General features: G+C 44.9%; 14 protein-coding genes. 3 read left to right on the forward strand and 11 right to left on the reverse strand.

All coding sequences use genetic code 11. The features are described 5' to 3' along the window. Window positions 1–14 precede the first annotated feature (14 nt). From MKX41_RS23135 to MKX41_RS23150, 4 genes are all read right to left on the reverse strand, one after another. A complete protein-coding gene (locus MKX41_RS23135) occupies window positions 15–2,291 on the reverse strand; it encodes a glycoside hydrolase family 65 protein (protein ID WP_340973311.1) in 2,277 nt (758 codons plus the stop codon). A 22-nt stretch (window positions 2,292–2,313) separates the two neighbouring features. Beyond that, window positions 2,314–3,162 (reverse strand): carbohydrate ABC transporter permease, encoded by an 849-nt coding sequence (locus tag MKX41_RS23140; protein WP_076284877.1) that lies wholly within the window; start codon window positions 3,160–3,162, stop codon window positions 2,314–2,316. Next, window positions 3,162–4,040 (reverse strand): carbohydrate ABC transporter permease, encoded by an 879-nt coding sequence (locus MKX41_RS23145; protein ID WP_231573358.1) that lies wholly within the window; start codon window positions 4,038–4,040, stop codon window positions 3,162–3,164. The genes MKX41_RS23140 and MKX41_RS23145 overlap by 1 nt, the downstream gene beginning before the upstream one ends. An 83-nt stretch (window positions 4,041–4,123) precedes the next feature. After that, the gene (locus MKX41_RS23150) at window positions 4,124–5,419 is read right to left on the reverse strand and encodes an ABC transporter substrate-binding protein (protein ID WP_076297952.1); all 1,296 of its coding nucleotides are present in this window, start codon (window positions 5,417–5,419) and stop codon (window positions 4,124–4,126) included. A 188-nt stretch (window positions 5,420–5,607) separates the two neighbouring features. Between MKX41_RS23150 and MKX41_RS23155 the strand changes: the two genes are divergently transcribed. Continuing rightward, a complete protein-coding gene (locus MKX41_RS23155) occupies window positions 5,608–6,330 on the forward strand; it encodes a helix-turn-helix transcriptional regulator (RefSeq protein ID WP_042192637.1) in 723 nt (240 codons plus the stop codon). Window positions 6,331–6,407: 77 nt separating this feature from the next. Here the strand turns inward: MKX41_RS23155 and MKX41_RS23160 are convergent, their stop codons facing one another. Further along, window positions 6,408–8,645, reverse strand: a complete 2,238-nt coding sequence (locus MKX41_RS23160) for a copper amine oxidase N-terminal domain-containing protein (RefSeq protein ID WP_340973315.1) — start codon at window positions 8,643–8,645, stop codon at window positions 6,408–6,410. Window positions 8,646–8,988: 343 nt separating this feature from the next. Here MKX41_RS23160 and MKX41_RS23165 point away from each other — a divergent pair, with 343 nt between their 5' ends. After that, window positions 8,989–10,500: an aminotransferase class V-fold PLP-dependent enzyme gene (locus tag MKX41_RS23165; RefSeq protein WP_340973316.1), complete on the forward strand. Its 1,512-nt coding sequence runs from the start codon at window positions 8,989–8,991 to the stop codon at window positions 10,498–10,500. A gap of 8 nt (window positions 10,501–10,508) precedes the next feature. Here the strand turns inward: MKX41_RS23165 and MKX41_RS23170 are convergent, their stop codons facing one another. Further along, window positions 10,509–11,423, reverse strand: a complete 915-nt coding sequence (locus MKX41_RS23170) for an aldo/keto reductase (protein ID WP_340975033.1) — start codon at window positions 11,421–11,423, stop codon at window positions 10,509–10,511. 44 nt (window positions 11,424–11,467) lie between these two features. Next, window positions 11,468–12,085, reverse strand: a complete 618-nt coding sequence (locus MKX41_RS23175) for a TVP38/TMEM64 family protein (RefSeq protein ID WP_340973318.1) — start codon at window positions 12,083–12,085, stop codon at window positions 11,468–11,470. A gap of 182 nt (window positions 12,086–12,267) precedes the next feature. Between MKX41_RS23175 and MKX41_RS23180 the strand changes: the two genes are divergently transcribed. Then, window positions 12,268–12,771: a GNAT family N-acetyltransferase gene (locus MKX41_RS23180; protein WP_339243882.1), complete on the forward strand. Its 504-nt coding sequence runs from the start codon at window positions 12,268–12,270 to the stop codon at window positions 12,769–12,771. A gap of 334 nt (window positions 12,772–13,105) precedes the next feature. Here the strand turns inward: MKX41_RS23180 and MKX41_RS23185 are convergent, their stop codons facing one another. Genes MKX41_RS23185 through MKX41_RS23200 form a run of 4 tightly spaced genes read right to left on the reverse strand, consistent with a single transcriptional unit; the run spans window position 13,106 to window position 17,512 of the window. Then, complete coding sequence (locus MKX41_RS23185) at window positions 13,106–13,357, reverse strand: hypothetical protein (RefSeq protein WP_340973321.1); 252 nt, start codon at window positions 13,355–13,357, stop codon at window positions 13,106–13,108. Further along, entirely contained in the window at window positions 13,357–14,784 is a 1,428-nt protein-coding gene (gene hydA / locus MKX41_RS23190) for a dihydropyrimidinase (protein ID WP_076284884.1), read from the reverse strand. Before hydA ends, MKX41_RS23185 begins: the two co-directional genes overlap by 1 nt. A 2-nt stretch (window positions 14,785–14,786) precedes the next feature. Next, window positions 14,787–16,076: an NAD-dependent dihydropyrimidine dehydrogenase subunit PreA gene (gene preA, locus MKX41_RS23195; protein WP_339267715.1), complete on the reverse strand. Its 1,290-nt coding sequence runs from the start codon at window positions 16,074–16,076 to the stop codon at window positions 14,787–14,789. Window positions 16,077–16,120: 44 nt separating this feature from the next. Next, window positions 16,121–17,512, reverse strand: a complete 1,392-nt coding sequence (locus MKX41_RS23200) for an NAD(P)-dependent oxidoreductase (protein ID WP_340973323.1) — start codon at window positions 17,510–17,512, stop codon at window positions 16,121–16,123. Window positions 17,513–17,829: the final 317 nt, after the last annotated feature.

Here is a 17,829-nt window from a genome sequence, read left to right on the forward strand (position 1 = left end):
TGAAAGGATATAAATTATACCGTTATGATTGTCTTGCCCATTGGAATCTTGAAGCTCTTCTCCATTACTTTGATATGAATCAGCTCTTGTGCATCCACGATTAATTGCGTCTTCAAATGATTCACTTCCACGGTAATCGTCGCTTGACGGTAACGCATCGTGAAGGTGTATCCCTTCCATTGCTTCGGCAATGTCGGGTTCAATGCCAAATGATCATCCTTGATCCTTACACCCGAGAAGCCATAGACGATCGACATCCATGTACCACCCATGTTCGCCATATGCAATCCGTCTTTCGTGTTGCCATGAGTGTTATCCAAATCCATTCGTGCCGTTTCAATGAAATAATCGTACGCCTTGTCCGAGTAACCTAACTTCGAAGCCATGATGCTATAGATCGCGCAGGATAAGGACGAATCATGAGTTGTCAGCTTCTCGTAATAATCGTAGGAGTTCCGCAAGACATCGGTTGAAATGCCATCCTCGAGCAAGAAATGCGCCAGCACCGTATCGGCCTGCTTCAACACCTGATGACGATAGATGTGTAGCGGGTGATAGTGAAGCAAAAGTGGGTGTTTTTCTTCCGGTGTGTTCTCGAAATCCCACACCTTCTTCGCTAAGAAAGAATCATCTTGTGCATGAATGTTCAACTTCTCATCGAAAGGCAGATACATCTTCGCAGCCGCTTCTTCAAATGCTGTAATCTCATCTGTTGTTAAGCCAATGCGACTACACAAAGCTTCCCATGCCGCAGGATGAGTTTCTGCCAGCTGCTTATACCACGATGCAGCCCACTCTAGATTATATTTTGCAAGTACATTCGTGTAATAGTTATTGTTTACGATGGCCGTATACTCATCCGGACCTGTTACATCATCAATCTTGAATAGACCTTCATGATAATGACCTAGCTCCATCCAAGTTCTTGCAGTTTCAAATACGACTTCCGCACCGAATTCCGCAATGAAATCTTTATCGCCTGTCGCGAGATAATATTGAATATATGTATAAGCAATATCACCATTAATATGATACTGTGCCGTACCAGCTGGGAAGTACCCCGAGCACTCTTCCCCTGTAATGGTACGCCATGCGTAAGCGGCCCCCTTCTTGTGGCCTAGCTCTAGCGCACGCTTCTTCGCTTCACCTAGAATCGTATAACGGTAACGAAGCAACTGCTTCGCCAGCTCTGGTTGACAGAGGATGAAGAACGGCAGGATATAGATTTCGGTATCCCAGAAATAATGTCCCTCGTAGCCCTCACCGCTTAAGCCTTTGGCTGCGATGTTACTGTATTTATCTTTGCCCACAGATTGCAGCAACTGATATACGTTATATCGAAGACCTTGCTCAAGTACCTCATCACCTTGGATCTCGATATTTGCAATTTCCCAAAAATGTTGTAAATATACTTCTTGTGCCATGTAAGCCGCTTGAATCCCTTGCGTTAATACCAAAGCCATCAACTCACGTCCGTGAGCAGCTGGATCTTCGTGTCGACGTGTATCTGTAAATACGTTGAATTTTGTGAATTGAACAATATCTTTACCGGCTGGGAACGCATACCGCACCATTACACTTTTCTCACCCTTGATCAGTTCACCGTTCACCGCAGGCGTTGTCTGATGAACTGTTGTTGCCGCCACTTGTAGCTTCGATGTATTTGTCTCAAGCACGATTTGTAAGGAGGTCTCGTCGAACACCTCGATATTCTTCATATCCAATAGCTTGGCATGACCCGATGCAACACGAGGGTCCTTCGCATTCGTATAGTTACTCACATCGCCATTCACGCCAGAGGTAATCGTCACTTCATCCTGACAATTGATACGAGTTACCTCAATATCTATCGTGAACAATTCGAGTGTTGTCAATGACGCCATGCGTGTGAATGAAATTTCGACCTCTTTACCTTGTGGTGAAATCCAGTGCACGAGCCGTACGTACTTACCTTCGCGCATATCGAGATAACGACGCTGGGAAACGACCGTTCCTGTGAAAAGACTGAACTTCTCCTCCCCGATATGAATGGTCACATCCTGTACATCCATCACATTCACAAGTTTCTGTTGTGTATCGGGAAAGCCATACGCGCTCTCCCCATATAGCATCGGTGTAATATCATAAAATGCATTTATATATGTTCCACGAACCGTTGGCTCGTCACCTTCATAACCTTCTTCAAAATTACCTCGAACACCTACATAACCATTAGCCACATTAAAAATACTCTCACTAACGCCGAGGTCTTGCATATCCCTATGATTCTCAATAATCCAGCCCGACTTCATATGAAGGCCCCCTCATCCAATTTTATTTCACAGCACCTGCCATAACGCCTTTAATAATGTATTTCTGTGCGAACAGATAAAAGATAATAACCGGAATAATCGATACGACAAGTCCTGCCATTGCAAGGTTCCACTGAATTGTAAATTCTCCAAAGAAGAAGAATGTTGATAATGGAATGGTACGAAGCGCCGGGCTTGTTAAGGTCAACGATGGAAGCAAATAGTCATTCCAAATCCACAACAGATTCAAGATTCCTACAGTCATCGTAATTGGCGTAAGCATTGGGAATACAACCTTCCAGAATGTCTGCCACGTATTACAGCCTTCGATCATTGCCGCTTCTTCAAGAGCAATCGGTACCCCTTTAATAAAACCGTGATAGAGGAAGACCGACATACTTAGCCCAAATCCGATGTACATGAAAATTAGGCCATAATGTGTATTAATCATAGAGAAATTAAGTGATGGGATATCCCATTTGTTTAAATATTGCATTAACGGAATCATCACCGATTGAAACGGGATGAGCATCGTACCTACGAATAAGAGGAGAATGCCATTGGACAATTTATTCTTCATGCGAACAAGCATCCAAGATGTCATCGCTGAGAAGATAATAATAAGCCCAATACTAATGACACTCACTAAGAGCGAGTTTTTAAATGCTGACAAAAAGTTCATTTTGTCCATTGCCGCAGCATAGTACTCGAAGGAAAAGGATTTCGGTAGGCCGAACGTATCGGTGAATATCTCGGCACGTCCTTTGAACGAATTCACAAACATAATATACATAGGCAACAGCATAAGAAGTCCACTAACCCAAGCTATAACTTCAAGCAATATTGAAGTTGATTTATTGCGACGTTTCATTATTGTTCAACCTCCCTTTTCTTCGAGATAACGACCTGCGTAACCGTCACAACTAAGATGACGAGGAAGAAAATAATCGCCTTGGATTGCGCGAGCGCATATTGATTCATACTAAACGCGGTTTTAAAGATATTCATTGCAACAAGCTCGGTTGTACCGTAAGGACCACCGTTCGTTAGTGAGATATTGGTATCATATTGTTTGAATGCGTTCGACAGCGTCAAGAACAAGCTGATCGTGAAGGCTGGCATAATGAGTGGGAACATAATTTTGCGGAATCGCATCCATCCGCCTGCGCCATCCATATCAGCTGCCTCCAGCACCTCATCCGAAACACCTTGAATAGCTGCGATGTAGATGATCATGACGTAGCCGGCCATTTGCCATGTTCCTACGAAGACCAGCGCCCAGAAGGAAGCCGTCGGATCATCCAACCAATTGAAGAAGATCGAGCTATTCCCCATTACTTCTCCAACCTGTACGAAGAATTTCGTGAATACGAACTTCCAGATGAAACCTAGGATCAGACCACCGATCAAGTTCGGCAGGAAGTATATTGAGCGTAAAAGATTACGCGACTTAATTTTGGAAGTCACCAGCATCGCGAGTGAAAGTCCGATAACGTTAACGAGAATAATCATGCATACGGCATATTTAAATGTCAGGCCGAAGGATGTAAGAAAATCTGAATCTTGAAACACCCGTACATAATTATCGAAGCCTACAAAGTTAGAACCTGCAAATTTAAACCCATCCCAATCTGTAAAAGAGTACACAATCCCCATAACGAATGGAATGATGACTACATTTATAAAGATGAATAATGATGGAACAATAAAAGCTGCGGCTATTAAATTTCTCTTTACACTTTTCTTCAATGGTTTCACCTCTTATCCATTTCTACAAAACAGGAAGAGGCCGCTTAACGAATATTCGAGAAGCAGCCTCCATAGCCATACGATTATTTTTTAACCGCAGTCATCCAAACATTCTGAAGTGCTTCTAACAAGCCCTCGCCCGTTAATTTTCCTGCATAGTATTTTTCCATTTGGTTCGCAAACTCTTGATCTGCTCCCGCTGGGAATTGATCGAATACCCATTTCACTGTCTTGCCTTCACTTGCATAACGGTTCACTTCTTGGGATAACGGATCCATTTTGCTAGTATCAAAACCGGAGTACACAGGGATAAAGTTAAACTCATCCGTTACATAGTGCTGACCCGCTGGATCTGTTAGCAACCAATCCAAGAACGCCTTCGCACCCGCTTGTTGATCTTCCGATGCATGCTTGTTCACGCGGAAGAAGTTACTGTTACCTACCGCAATACCTTGATTACCTTCGAACGGTACTGGCAAGAAACCGTATTCAAATTTCACATCATAATCGTTCAAGAGACCTTGTGCCCAATTTCCTTGGTGAATCATCGCATATTGTCCTGCCGCGAAGCCTGCAACTTGTTCATCATACGTATCTTTACTCAAGTTCGTATGGTCTTTGATCTTGTCCAGATCAGCAACGTACTCTTTCAATTCAGGAATATCTTGAAGCTTCAATTCGCCAGCATTAATCTTAGCAATCGTACCCGATGTATCTTTCATTAATGCAAATGGCCAGTTAAATGGATGCATGAAACGGAAGTAAGACTCTTGTGCATACGCTATGGCCTTCTTCACGCCTTTCACTTGCTCTAGCTTCGTGCTTGCTGCTACAAGATCATCCCATGTCTTAATATCATCCGCATTCACGCCTGCTTCCTTGAACATATCCTTATTGTAGATAAGTCCGAAGCCTTCAAGCGCAACTGGCAAGCCATATAATTTACCATCATTACGCGCTGCTGTATCTTGTCCTTCAACAATTTTGCTAGCCGCTTTCATATCATCCAAGGGTGCCATATATGGAAGATATTTTTGAAACTCTGAGCCAGATGCTGTTGTGAAAATGGTTGGTGCTTTTTCTGGGGCGGAGCTGAATTGTGTCTGGAGCACCGTCATCAGGTTGTCGCCTGCTGCTCCTAATGCTTGTACTTCATATTTATCTTGAGTTTTATTGAATTCTTTCACTGCATCCTCTAGTGCACTTTGGATTTCTACTTTATTCTGAATGATTGTAATAACCGCTTTTTTACCAGTTCCTTTAGACGTTGTGTCTGCGCTATTTGCCTTGTTTGCTCCATCATCACTTTTTGCTCCACAAGCGACTAACGTGGATAACATAGCTACAGATAATAATGCTGCCCCTACTTTTTTCTTCATCTGCAATACCCCTCTTCTGAAGATTTCATAATTTTTATTTGTATTTCTAAAATTGAAAGCCTTTACAAAACTGATATTACACGATAATATAACACTTAATTATAAATTCTTAACATTAGTTTCGATTTATAAATACGGATTATATTGTAAAATCCTCCCTTAAACAGGTAGCCTAAAGGAGATTATCCATGCTAGACATTACTGCCGTCCTCGAACGCAATATGGCGAAGAATCGCTATCAGAACTATATGCACCCTTCCTATGAGCACGAAAAGAAGCTCGTCTATGCAATCCAACGCATTGATCGTGAAGGTGCTGTTAAAATATTGAATGAAATCAACCTGCTGGAACGAGCCAACCTGTCACCGAAGCCTTTGCAGTCGTTGAAATATTCTCTAGTCGCTAGCTGCACCATTTTTACGCGTGCGATCATTGAGGCGGGAGTCGATTCCGAGTCCGCGTTCATTCTCAGTGACCATTACATCAACTTAATTGATGAGAGCGACTCGATCGTGAAGACCGTTGAGATTGAATACCTCATGCTAAATAGCTTTATTAGTGTCATCTCAACCCATCGTTCGTATTCGTATGGACCCATCATTAATAAGACAATCGCCTATATTAAAAAGCACATTGAAGAGAAGCCTACGCTAGAGCGGGTTGCGGAAATCGTGCAGTTGCATCCGAATTACCTCGCAACGCTATTCAAACAAGAAACAGGGAGCACTGTCCTCAACTTCATCCATAAAGAAAGAATGGATGCGATCAAGAACTTCCTGATCCATACAAATATGGCGCTTCAGGATATTAGTGATATCTTTGGCTTTGCTTCCTCTGCCTACTTCTCTACCTACTGCAAGACGCATCTAGGCATGACCGCAAGGGAGTATCGAAAAGATCACATGAAATGAAAAGCAAAAAGGCGAATTCTCATTCATAGCTGAATGGAATCTCGCCTTTTGGTCCCCCTAATGATTACTTTGCATAACTATCTCTTCGGTGGTTGCGGTGTAATCAGGAAGTTAACCGGCAAATTACTACCAGACGCTGCAGTGAACAATATCTCAACAGAGCCCCCTTCATCACCTGTACGATAAACCACACTATTCAAGTTTGCATTTGTAATACTGCCGGTACTTGGCATTTGAACAATTTGACCATTCACCATAACAGGTCCCATATAATTACCACCACGCGGGTTAAAGGTAATTAATGAATTTGGAGCAACATGTTCAAATTTGATTTTGTATAGTACTCCGAAGTTGCCTGCATTGGATGCACCAGTTCCTGACATAGGGTCGGTGCCCATCAAATTCAAATCACTTGAATTATCACCGATGAGAAGTCTCGCAGGTGTTCTCCCCACTTCATCCGTAACAGTCATGATACGTGTAGAATCAGCATAAGTCCCTCGGTTATGCACGCCATCACGATCCAGTATTGGAAGCATAGGAAGTGTGGTTAACGGATCTTTATTCGCATCAATCATCATAACATTGTATTCAATAGGATAATCACTATATAAGTCCGCTTGGAGTGAAACGATTTCGCTCGGTTTTATTGCAATATTATTCAGATCAGACAGGATAGAGACGCTTTCACCAGGTTGCAGGACCGTTGTCTTGTAATCTTTTTTCGTTTGCATGGATTCCCAGTAACGTTGCACTGAGAGTTTACCCGTAGCTTCCGGAAAGGGATGTGGGCCTCCAACTCCTAAATATTCTGTTGTGATCGTCGTAGGGGATAGATTGTTGTTCTTAGCTATCACATATACCTTCATTTTAGTATTCATATTATTCTTGTGGTGAATCAAAAAGCGGGTTCCACCGAACGATGTTTCACGATAAGTAATCCCTTCCATATTTACGGTTTCTGGACTGTTAGCGCGAATAAGATTATAAGGCTCAGAAGTGAGCGTATAAGCTACCTTCTGCCAGTTTGGAACATTGGATCCGTCAATATCAAATACACTACCCGGAGAAGCGAACAATCTATAGAAATCTTCCTTACTGTACAAGACTTCACCCGTAATATTAATGACTTTTTCAAAAGTGCTGATTGCGCCATGTGAATCTTCTACTTGAATAGAAACTGTTGCAGGACCAGGCGTGAAGAAAGCTTCCGCTTTATTTGTCCAGGTCGTTGTTTTAATTGTATCTCCGTCTGGGTCGGTGCTCATATCCGTATAAGTGATCATCTCACCCATTTTGTAGGAATTCTTATCGGTCGTAAAATTTGCAACCGGCGGTGTATTCGGTTTTAGAATCGTGATCGTCGTGGAGTAAGGATCACTCCATTGTCCATTAGCATCCCTAACAGAGTAGGATACTACATATTGCCCAGGTGTATCATAGATATCCTGCTTCCCTTCCCACTTCTCTTCAACTATGGCTGAACCAATCGGTGAAGAGCTAGAAGTCAGGAAATTCACTGGATCACCAGCATAAATTATAGCCGGTACTGTAAAAGAAGCTTTAGGCTTCAAATTTAGCGAAAGAATGACTCGTTTTTGCACATTATCCACGGTATACGGAATGCCCAGCGCCCCAGTAATGGACGTCAATGGAATCATAAAGGTTCCTTTGAATTGATATGCTGGACCTTTCATTGTCACATTCTTACCATTTACGGAATAAATCTTACTGTCTGTCTTGAACCGCATAACGTCGCTGCCTTTAGTAACAATAGTCTCTTTCGTCTTATAATCGTAAATGTATTTCACACCTACACGTTCAACCATAGCTCTAATCGAAACGTAGGAAACGCCATTCTTTACTGCCATTGGCTGATTAGCCAAATATTCAATGCCATTCTGATACATTTTGTTACTATTCATCATAAGTACAAGCTGATTGCTAGCCCCTGCATTAACTATATCAGTTGTAATCGGTGGTGTGGTGGTCGCAGGTATAAGTGTAAGACTTGGACTCGGTGTGGGGGATGGTAACGTTGTTAAAGTAGAATCGGTTGTTACCCCTGTAATTGGCGTTACTGTCGCTGTTGGTGTTGGTGTTGGTGTTGCTGTTGCCCCTTCTGCTACCGGACGTGTCAATGATGGCAATGGATCAGTAGCTTCTGGAATTACTTCCGCAACAGATGTAGTAGCCACTCTTACTCCACTGGTGTTACTGGAGGTAATATTTCCAGCTTCAGCAAAAACGGGCACTGCCGCAGCAGTCTGAGATACGGCCAATAGTACAACTAATGATAGTTTTTTTAAATGCATGATTTGACTCCTCTGCTCCATTTGTGAATATAAGTGGCCCCTAACTTTACCTTCCTCTTATATAACGAGACAGTGCTTTTGCTTCATGGTACATTCATTATTTCAAATCGTATTATTTGACGCAGTAGATCTCAAAAAGTTTCATTATAAGTAAATAAAAAACAATGTTGTATATTAATTACACCATTCACCTCTATCTCCTTTATTTGTTATTCCTATAAACTCCACATAGGCTTTAACCCAATTCTCCAAGCAAGCATATACTGATGCCATAGAAACTACTGGCACGCCGAAAATAAACTATGACTTTACCACTATCGGCGTACGGGCTGGAGGGAAATCCGTGCTAAACATCATCCACGCCTCTTCTGCAGAGACGCCCGCTTCACTACAAAACCATTTCGAGATTTTTCGTGAGCACACCATTGGAATTCGGCATCAGATCACCACACCCTATGGTAGACAGCCACTGCTGTATGCCGATTGGACCGCCAGCGGACGCTTATATGAACCGATTGAACGGAAGCTGCAGGAAGCCTTCGGTCCATATGTTAGTAATCCACATACAGACTCCAACACGACCGGTTTAACCATGACACTGGCTTATAATGAAGCGCGACAAATTATTAAAAAGCATGTAAATGCTGGCCCTCAGGACATCCTGCTCTTCTGCGGAAATGGAACAACGGGAGCCATAAACAAGCTGCAGCGTATCATGGGCTTAAGACTCCCTGAGTGGATTCAGGACTATAGCTCCCATTCGATGGAGGAACGTCCTGTGATCTTCACCAGCCATATGGAGCATCATTCCAATATCCTTCCCTGGCAGGAGGGGATTGGTGATGTTGTGACTGTTCCTCCCGGAGAAAACGGAAATATAGATCTTCAGCAGCTTGAAGCCCAGTTGAAATTGTATCAGCATCGCCGCTGGAAAATCGGTTCATTTACGGCTTGCTCCAATGTGACCGGAATTCAGACTCCCTACCAGAAGCTTGCCGCGATTATGCACCGCCACGGAGGCCTATGTTTTGTAGATTTTGCCGCCAGTGCACCCTATGAGCCTATCGATATGCATCCTGTCTCACCGCTGGAGAAGCTGGATGCAATCTTTTTTTCTCCGCATAAATTTCTGGGTGGACCGGGCACGAATGGCGTTCTAATTTTTGATGAGGCTCTAAGTAATGGACGTATTCCTGACGAACCGGGTGGAGGTACAGTGGCTTGGGTCAATCCTTGGGGAGGACGCCGCTACACCAACGAAATAGAGATGCGGGAAGACGGGGGAACACCGGGGTTTCTGCAAGCTTTTCGGACAGCACTTTGCGTGAAGCTGAAGGAACAGATGAATGGAAACGGTCAATATATGGTGATTAGAGAGCACGAGCTATGCCAGCAATTAATGAACGGGCTCCGTAGCATACCCGAATGCTCGCTGCTAGCTGGACATCATACAGAACGTCATGGCATTGTCTCTTTTACACTACGTGATATTCATTATAATCTTGCAGTTCAACTACTAAATGATCGCTTTGGTATACAAGCCCGGGGTGGTTGCTCTTGTGCAGGTCCTTATGGGCATTACTTACTTGAATTAGGGTGGGCGCAATCTGCTCAGATCGCTGAGGCAATTACTGTAGGAGACCAGTCGCTTAGACCGGGTTGGATCCGCATCTCTCTACACCCCATTATGACGAATCAGGAGGTAGAGAGAATTGTATCCGCTGTACGAAATATCGTGATCCATTTCCAACAATGGAAACAGGACTATTTTTATGATGCTTCTACGAACAGTTGGACCCATATCTACAATGAGGATCCCGCTGAGGCGAAGGTCAAAGCACTTTTTTCGGTGTAGTTTCCAGCTTATTGTGTAATGTCCTTCACCATGTCCAGATCGGCAGCACTAGCGTTGGAGATAACCTGTTCTACATTCTTACAACCTGGAATTACACTGGTTACTGCGGGATGCTGAAGGCACCACGCCAAAGCCCACTGCGCCATATCGAGTCCAGAAGGGACTTCATTGGCAGCAATTTCAGCTACAGCGCGCAGCTGTTTTTGCCTTACATCCTCTTTATGGTTAGCACGCACATCACCCTGACCAAATACCGCATCCGGCTTGTACTTGCCGCTTAAATAACCACTCGCTAACGGAACACGCGCCAACACACCTAATTTATGCTCGATGCAGAGTGGAAGAATCTCTTCCTCAGGTTGACGATCCAGCCGATTATATACTACTTGTATGGCCTCTGCTTGCACATCCGCTGCTGCAGAGGTCTGATGTACGCCTGAGCCTGATGCACTTATCGAGACGCCTAAATGACGGATTTTCCCTGCCTGCTTCTGTCTGTCGAGCATGCTCCACAGCTTGTCATTATCGAATTGCTCATCCGTTCCGGAATGGAATTGATAGAGGTCGATGTACTCAGTCTGAAGTGCACGCAGGGAATCATCCAGTTGCTTCAGCACATCGTCAGCACGCCATAACTGTTCCCGCTGCAAATGTCCCTGAAAATGATGACCGAATTTCGTAGCTACAATCCAGTCCTCACGTTTCCGGCGAGCCAGATAACCCCCGATGAACTTCTCTGACAAGTGATCTCCATAACATTCTGCCGTATCAATCAGGTTAATACCGAGCTCTCCAGCCTTATCTAGCATGGCATCGACTTCTGCTTGAGTGAAATCCTTGCCCCACTCTCCACCGAACTGCCAAGTACCCAATCCGATCACCGATACATTCATCCCTGTACTGCCAAGTTTACGATATTTCATCATCATTTCCTCCTTTGTTCTATTAAAATAGTCCATTCACAGTACTAAGCGGCCTTGTTTCCATCTTCCACCGTTCTAGCGAACCGCGCCTCGATGGCTTTAACTCCCCATAGTGACAATCCAATAAACACCAAGATATAGATGATCTCCCACGGCTGGCGGATAAATCGTTCCAGATCATTTCCAATATATGAAACAGCGAATACCATGATCGCTTTGCCGACAGTGAGCGCAAGAAGATACGATCGAAATCTCATCCCAGCAAGACCAGCAGCCATATTAATTACAACGAAGGGGCCTACCGGGAATATACTAAGCAGAAATACATAACTGAATCCGCTTTGCCGCACCCATGTCATACTTTTGGCTACCTTTGGCCGTTCTGCCCATTTTCGCAGATACCGATGCGAAGCTACTTTGCGAATAATCCAAAATGTTGTCACACAGCCCGCAACCAAGCCGATCCAAGAATACAAAAAACCTAACCATAAACCATATACAGCCCCGTTTAATCCGACGATCGCAATAGTTGGTAGTGGTGGTATAAATGATTTCAAAAACGTTAACACAATGCCCGGAAAGGGCCCAAACGAACGATATTGTTCAAGCAGATGCCGCAGATTATCCTCTGTCAGCCAAGACATAATATCAAGAAAGTACATAACCAGCTGATCTCCTCATCCGATTGGAATTCTTAACACCTGGTCTCAATTATACACGAAGTTGCGAGCATTCCTACAGCTCTTCCAATATAAAGAAAACAAGCTAGAACTACATGAATGACATCGAGCAGACCGTCAGTTACCATAGATAGAAAATACATATGAGACAGGGGCGCATGGTTATGATCATCCATTCAGAAGCCTTGGATTTACAACGTACCACCGTGCAGGATTTAGCGTTCGTTCTAGCCATCGAACAAAGTGAACTAAACCGCATCTATATTGGTCAATGGACTAAAGCGGAACACGCTGCAGCCCTCCAAGACCCAGATATTCTACATCTTACAATTTGGGATAGTTCAGGAAAAAGAGTCGGTTATATCATCATTACAGGACTTCAAGACACTCATCTTACCGTTTGTATTAAAAGAATCGTCATCCATTCCAAGGGATTTGGGTATGGTAAGCTGTCGCTTTGTCTCGTGACCGACTGGATCTTTCGCCACACTGAATCACATCGCCTATGGTTAGATGTTAGAGACCATAACCACAGGGCACGCCATGTCTATGAAAGCTGTGGCTTTACACTGGAAGGTACTCTACGTGACTGTATAAAAGTAGGAGAACACTTTGAATCTCTGCATATCATGTCCATATTACGGCATGAGTATATGGAGCGTGAGTAGCAGCGACAGCAATAGATTAGGGAAATCCTCCCTGATTTTTGGTCTTTCAGGTGCCTATAACTGCAAATCAGGGAAAACCTCCCTAATATTGAGCGAATTTGAGCAAAATCGGCGTATTTCAGGGATTTTTAGGGAGGATTTCCCTAAAACGTCTATTCGGGACCATAATCAGCTACTTTTTAGGGAGGATTTCCCTAAAAAGTGTATTCCGCGATGATAATCGGCTATTTTCAGGGAAGTTATCTCCAAGCCCCTTTCATGCGCACAATAAAAAGCCGAGCAGTAGGCCCCCTATCCTGCGCAGGCTCACTACTCAGCTTCAAATCCCCTCACTTCAAACCTCTCCACTGTAACAACTAGCCTGCTCACCTTCCACCCTCAGCCCCGCAACTACAAGGGTTGTCACGTACTTACGGGCATCTGCTGTCAGCAATAATAACTCCATCGAGCCCTTAGCCGGTTCCCCTCTAACAAACTTTATTCGCGCACCGTCCAAATCCTCTTGGATGCTGGCAATCGTATATCCTTTAAAAAGCAGCCCATCAATCTCCTGCTGTTCTTTGGCATATTCCGCAAAAGCAGACATCAGACAACACCTCCGCTAATTTCCGCCTTGGAAGGAAGAGGAGCCTCCGCTGCAAAACGCTTGCGCTTTAAATATTTTCCCGACCCCGGTTTACCAACAAATTGCTTATCTCGAATCACAAACTCGCCTCGACTGAGGACGGAAACAGGCTCTCCCTTTACTTCAAAGCCCTCAAACGCATTATAATCGACATTCATATGGTGCGTATCCGCAGAAAGGGTTCTTTCAACAGAAGCATCAAAAATAACCAGGTCAGCGTCACTGCCTACCGCGACCGTGCCTTTTTGCGGATACAAGCCAAACAGCTTGGCGCTAGAGGTAGCAATAATGTCTACGAATTTGTTCAATGAGATCCGGCCTTTCTGCACACCTTCCGAATATAGAATCGTAAACCGGTCCTCAATGGTCGGCCCACCGTTCGGGATTTTGGAGAAATCGCCTAGCCCCAGATCCTTTTGTCCTTTGAAATCAAACGAGCACTGGTCAGAGCCAATCGTCTGCAAGCTGCCGCTCCATAGCGCATCCCACAAAACATCCTGATTCCACTGCTCACGCAGGGGCGGAGACCAAACGTATTTAGCACCTTCGAAATTAGGCTTTTCCAGCGCCGTTTGATCCAGCACTAAATACTGTGGACAAGTCTCGCCGTAGACGCGCAGTCCCTTTTTACGCGCTTCAGCAATCTTCCAAGCAGCTTCCGCACAGGTCACGTGTACAACATACAGCTGAGAATCTGTCAGTTCGGTTAGATAAGCTGCGCGTCCCGTAGCTTCACCCTCCAGCTCCGGTGGGCGGGTCAGCGCATGAAAGATCGGGTCGGTATTGCCTGCGGCCAAAGCCTGCTCTACAAGATATTCAATGACATCTCCATTCTCCGCATGCACCATAACGAGTGCACCTTCTTTTTTCGCTGCTTGGAGGGTCTTAAAAAGTGTGCCGTCATCCGCCTGAAAAGTATTCTTATAAGCCATAAATACTTTGAGCGAGGTAATGCCTTCATTCTCAATTATCTCCGGAAGCTCACCCAGTACTTTATCGTTTAATTCTGAGACCATAAGGTGGAAGCTGTAATCAATCACCGCTTTATCCTGCGACTTATGATGCCATGTATCTACGGCTTGCTGTAGCGGTTGCCCTTTGGTGGTTAAGCAAAAATCAATGACTGTGGTCGTTCCGCCATATGCAGCCGCAATGGTTCCCGTCTCGAAATCATCGGCTGTAACCGTGCCGCCAAAAGGCATATCCAGATGCGTATGAGGATCAATGCCTCCAGGAAAAACATAACACCCCGAGGCATCAATAATTTCCGCACCAGGGACATCCAAATGAAGGCCAATCTCCGTAATAACCCCGTTTTCAATCGCCACATCGCCTGTATAAGTATCTGCTGCGGTAACGATGATGCCATTTTTAATAATCTTTTTCATCCTTACACCACCTCCACTTCCGAATAGGTGCCATTCAAACTGCCGATCACTTTCTGCCGCTGGTTCCAAGTCAGTGGGGCTGCCCCGGTATCCACTGGAACCATATCAATCGCGCCGTCTGCTGGACAGACAATAGAACAAAGATTACAACCTACACAATCTTCCTCGCGGACCTGTAGAATAGCTTTCCCATCTGCATTAGTTAACATATCAATACATTGATGTGAAGCATCTTCGCAGGCAATATGGCATTTATTACAGTTGATGCAGTTGTTCTCATTAATACGGGCAACGACCTTATAGTTGAGATCCAGATCACCCCAGTTGGAGTATCTGGATACCGATTTGCCGATTAACTCTGTTACGGAAGCCAAACCTTTGTCATCCAAATAGTTGTTCAGGCCATCGATCATTTCCTCCACAATCCGGAAGCCATGATGCATGACCGCTGTACATACTTGAATGCCCGTAGCACCCATCAACATGAATTCAACAACATCCTGCCAGGTTGATATCCCTCCAATACCGGAGATAGGAATGCCAACTCCCCGGTCACGGGCACACTCGGCCACCATACTAAGCGCAATTGGTTTCACAGCCGGCCCGCAGTAACCGCCATGCGCACCCTGACCCCCAACATTCGGAATTGTGTTCCAGCTATGAATATCTACACCAGCAAGACTGTTAATCGTGTTGATCATACTAATCGCGTCCGCTCCACCCTTAACCGCATGGCGGGCAACGACGGTGATATCCGTAATGTTGGGCGTCAGCTTCACAATCACTGGGGTCGTCGCAACTTCTTTTACCCAGGTGGTCTGTGCCTGCACCAGATCAGGCTGCTGCCCGGAAGCAGCACCCATTCCACGCTCAGCCATCCCGTGCGGACAGCCAAAGTTAAGCTCCAGACCGTCTACACCCACATCCTCTACCCGCTTAACAATCTCATGCCATTTATGCTGCGTTGGTTCTACCATCAGGGAGGCTATAATCGCATGATTCGGAAATCTTTTCTTCGTTTCATAAATTTCCTTCAGATTAACTTCAAGCGGACGGTCGGTGATCAGTTCAATATTGTTAAAGCCCGCAACCCGTTGCCCATTGAAATTTACTGCCGCAAAACGCGATGAGGTATTAATGATCGGATCACCGAGCGTCTTCCACACCGCACCACCCCAACCTTCTTCAAAGGCCCGCTGCACTTGATAGCCTGTATTCGTAGGGGGCGCAGAGGCCAGCCAGAACGGATTCGGTGATTTGATTCCTGCGAGATTAATACTTAAATCTGCCATTGATGTTCCCTCCTGTCATGTAAAATCCAATTTGATCTCTACGCTCAACCCGCAGATCTAATAACGGCATCCTGCTGACCTGAGAATTGTTTAACAATCGCATGGGCCGCATCTTTTCCCTGCTGGGCCGCGGATACAACCATGGCCTCGCCTTTGCCTGAACCAAATATGATATCGCCAGCGGCATAAATTTGCGGATCGGAGGTTTGACAGGTGGCTTCATCCACCTTTACAACCCCACGGTCATGCACAAGGCCTAAGGAATCTATTAGATCTAGGCGACGCTTTTGACCAATAGCTATTACAACCGCATCTACAGGAATCAAGAACTCAGAACCCTCGATCGGCATAGGTACTGGACGTCCATCTTTGCCCAGCTCCTCTGTCAGCTTCATCTGCACACATTCCAGTCCGGTTACGTTCCCAAACTCATCACCCACGATACGTTTCGGTAAGGTAAGCCAGTTGAACTCCACACCTTCCTGCTTCGCAAATTCATATTCAAACTCATAAGCCGTCATCTCTTCGCGGGTCCGGCGGTAGACCATTTTTACATTTGAGGCCCCCAGCCGCACTGAGCATGTAGCTGCATCAATAGCTGTATTACCCGCACCAATGACAGCGACCCGCTGACCCATCAGCTCTAGCAAAGGAATGCCAGTCTTAGTGGATTCTACGAGTGCAATGGCGTCGTATACGCCAGCCAATTTTTCACCTTCAATCCCTATCGGAGGCACATAACCCATACCCGCTGCCAAAACGATGGCATCATAGTTCGACTTCAGCTCATCTACAGAAACATCCACTCCGACTTTTACACCTGTACGTATTTCCACACCCAACTTCTCTACCTGCTCTACTTCCCAAAGAGATACAGACTGTGGGAGCCGAAACGATACAATCCCATGTGTATCCAGCCCACCCGCTAACGCCTTAGCTTCGTAGATCACAACAGCAAAACCTTCACGGGCGAGTTCCCTAGCCGCAGACAATCCCGCAGGACCACCGCCGATAACGGCTACCTTTTTCCCATTAGGGGTGCCAGCCTTAAATAATTGAACTCCGCTGTTCATTGCCCAATCTGTCGCATAACGCTGCAGCAGTCCGATTTGGATCGGCGCCGAGGCATCATTTAACACACAGGCTCCTTCACACAGCTCATCTGTAGGACAAACACGAGCACAGCTGGCACCCACAGGATTGGAATCCATAATCGTCTGTGCCGAGCCTTTCAAATTGTCAGTAGCGATCCGTTTGATAAAGGAGGGAATATTAATGCTGGTCGGACATGCTTTTATACATGGGGCATCGTAGCAATATAGACAGCGATTGGACTCATCCATGGCACCCTTATGGGTCAGAGGCGGCTCAGCCTCGGTGAAATTGCGCCTGAACATATCAGGTGTAAATGCTGTTAACGGAGATGAATGCTCCATCACTAGTCCCTCCTTATGGGTAATTTTTCATATTTGTGTTATATAATATAACATTATTCCAAGTTTTTTCTGAATATTTTGCTTACATCATTGAATTATTGTAGTAATATAAGCATTAACAGAAATTATCTCTCAACACTCTTCCTGATTGGGTTATATATACTGACATTCGTTAATCAAACTATAGTCATTTCGAATTTTCGTTGCATTAGACACTTTGTCTAATTTCAAAACTGTATTTTTTACGTATGAGAATAGGCTGAGAATAACAGGGCATTAGCCGAAGGCCAGAGCACAGAAGATCGAGGGGGAGTAAC

This window comes from Paenibacillus sp. FSL R5-0475 (assembly GCF_038004585.1).
Classification (GTDB): domain Bacteria; phylum Bacillota; class Bacilli; order Paenibacillales; family Paenibacillaceae; genus Paenibacillus_AQ.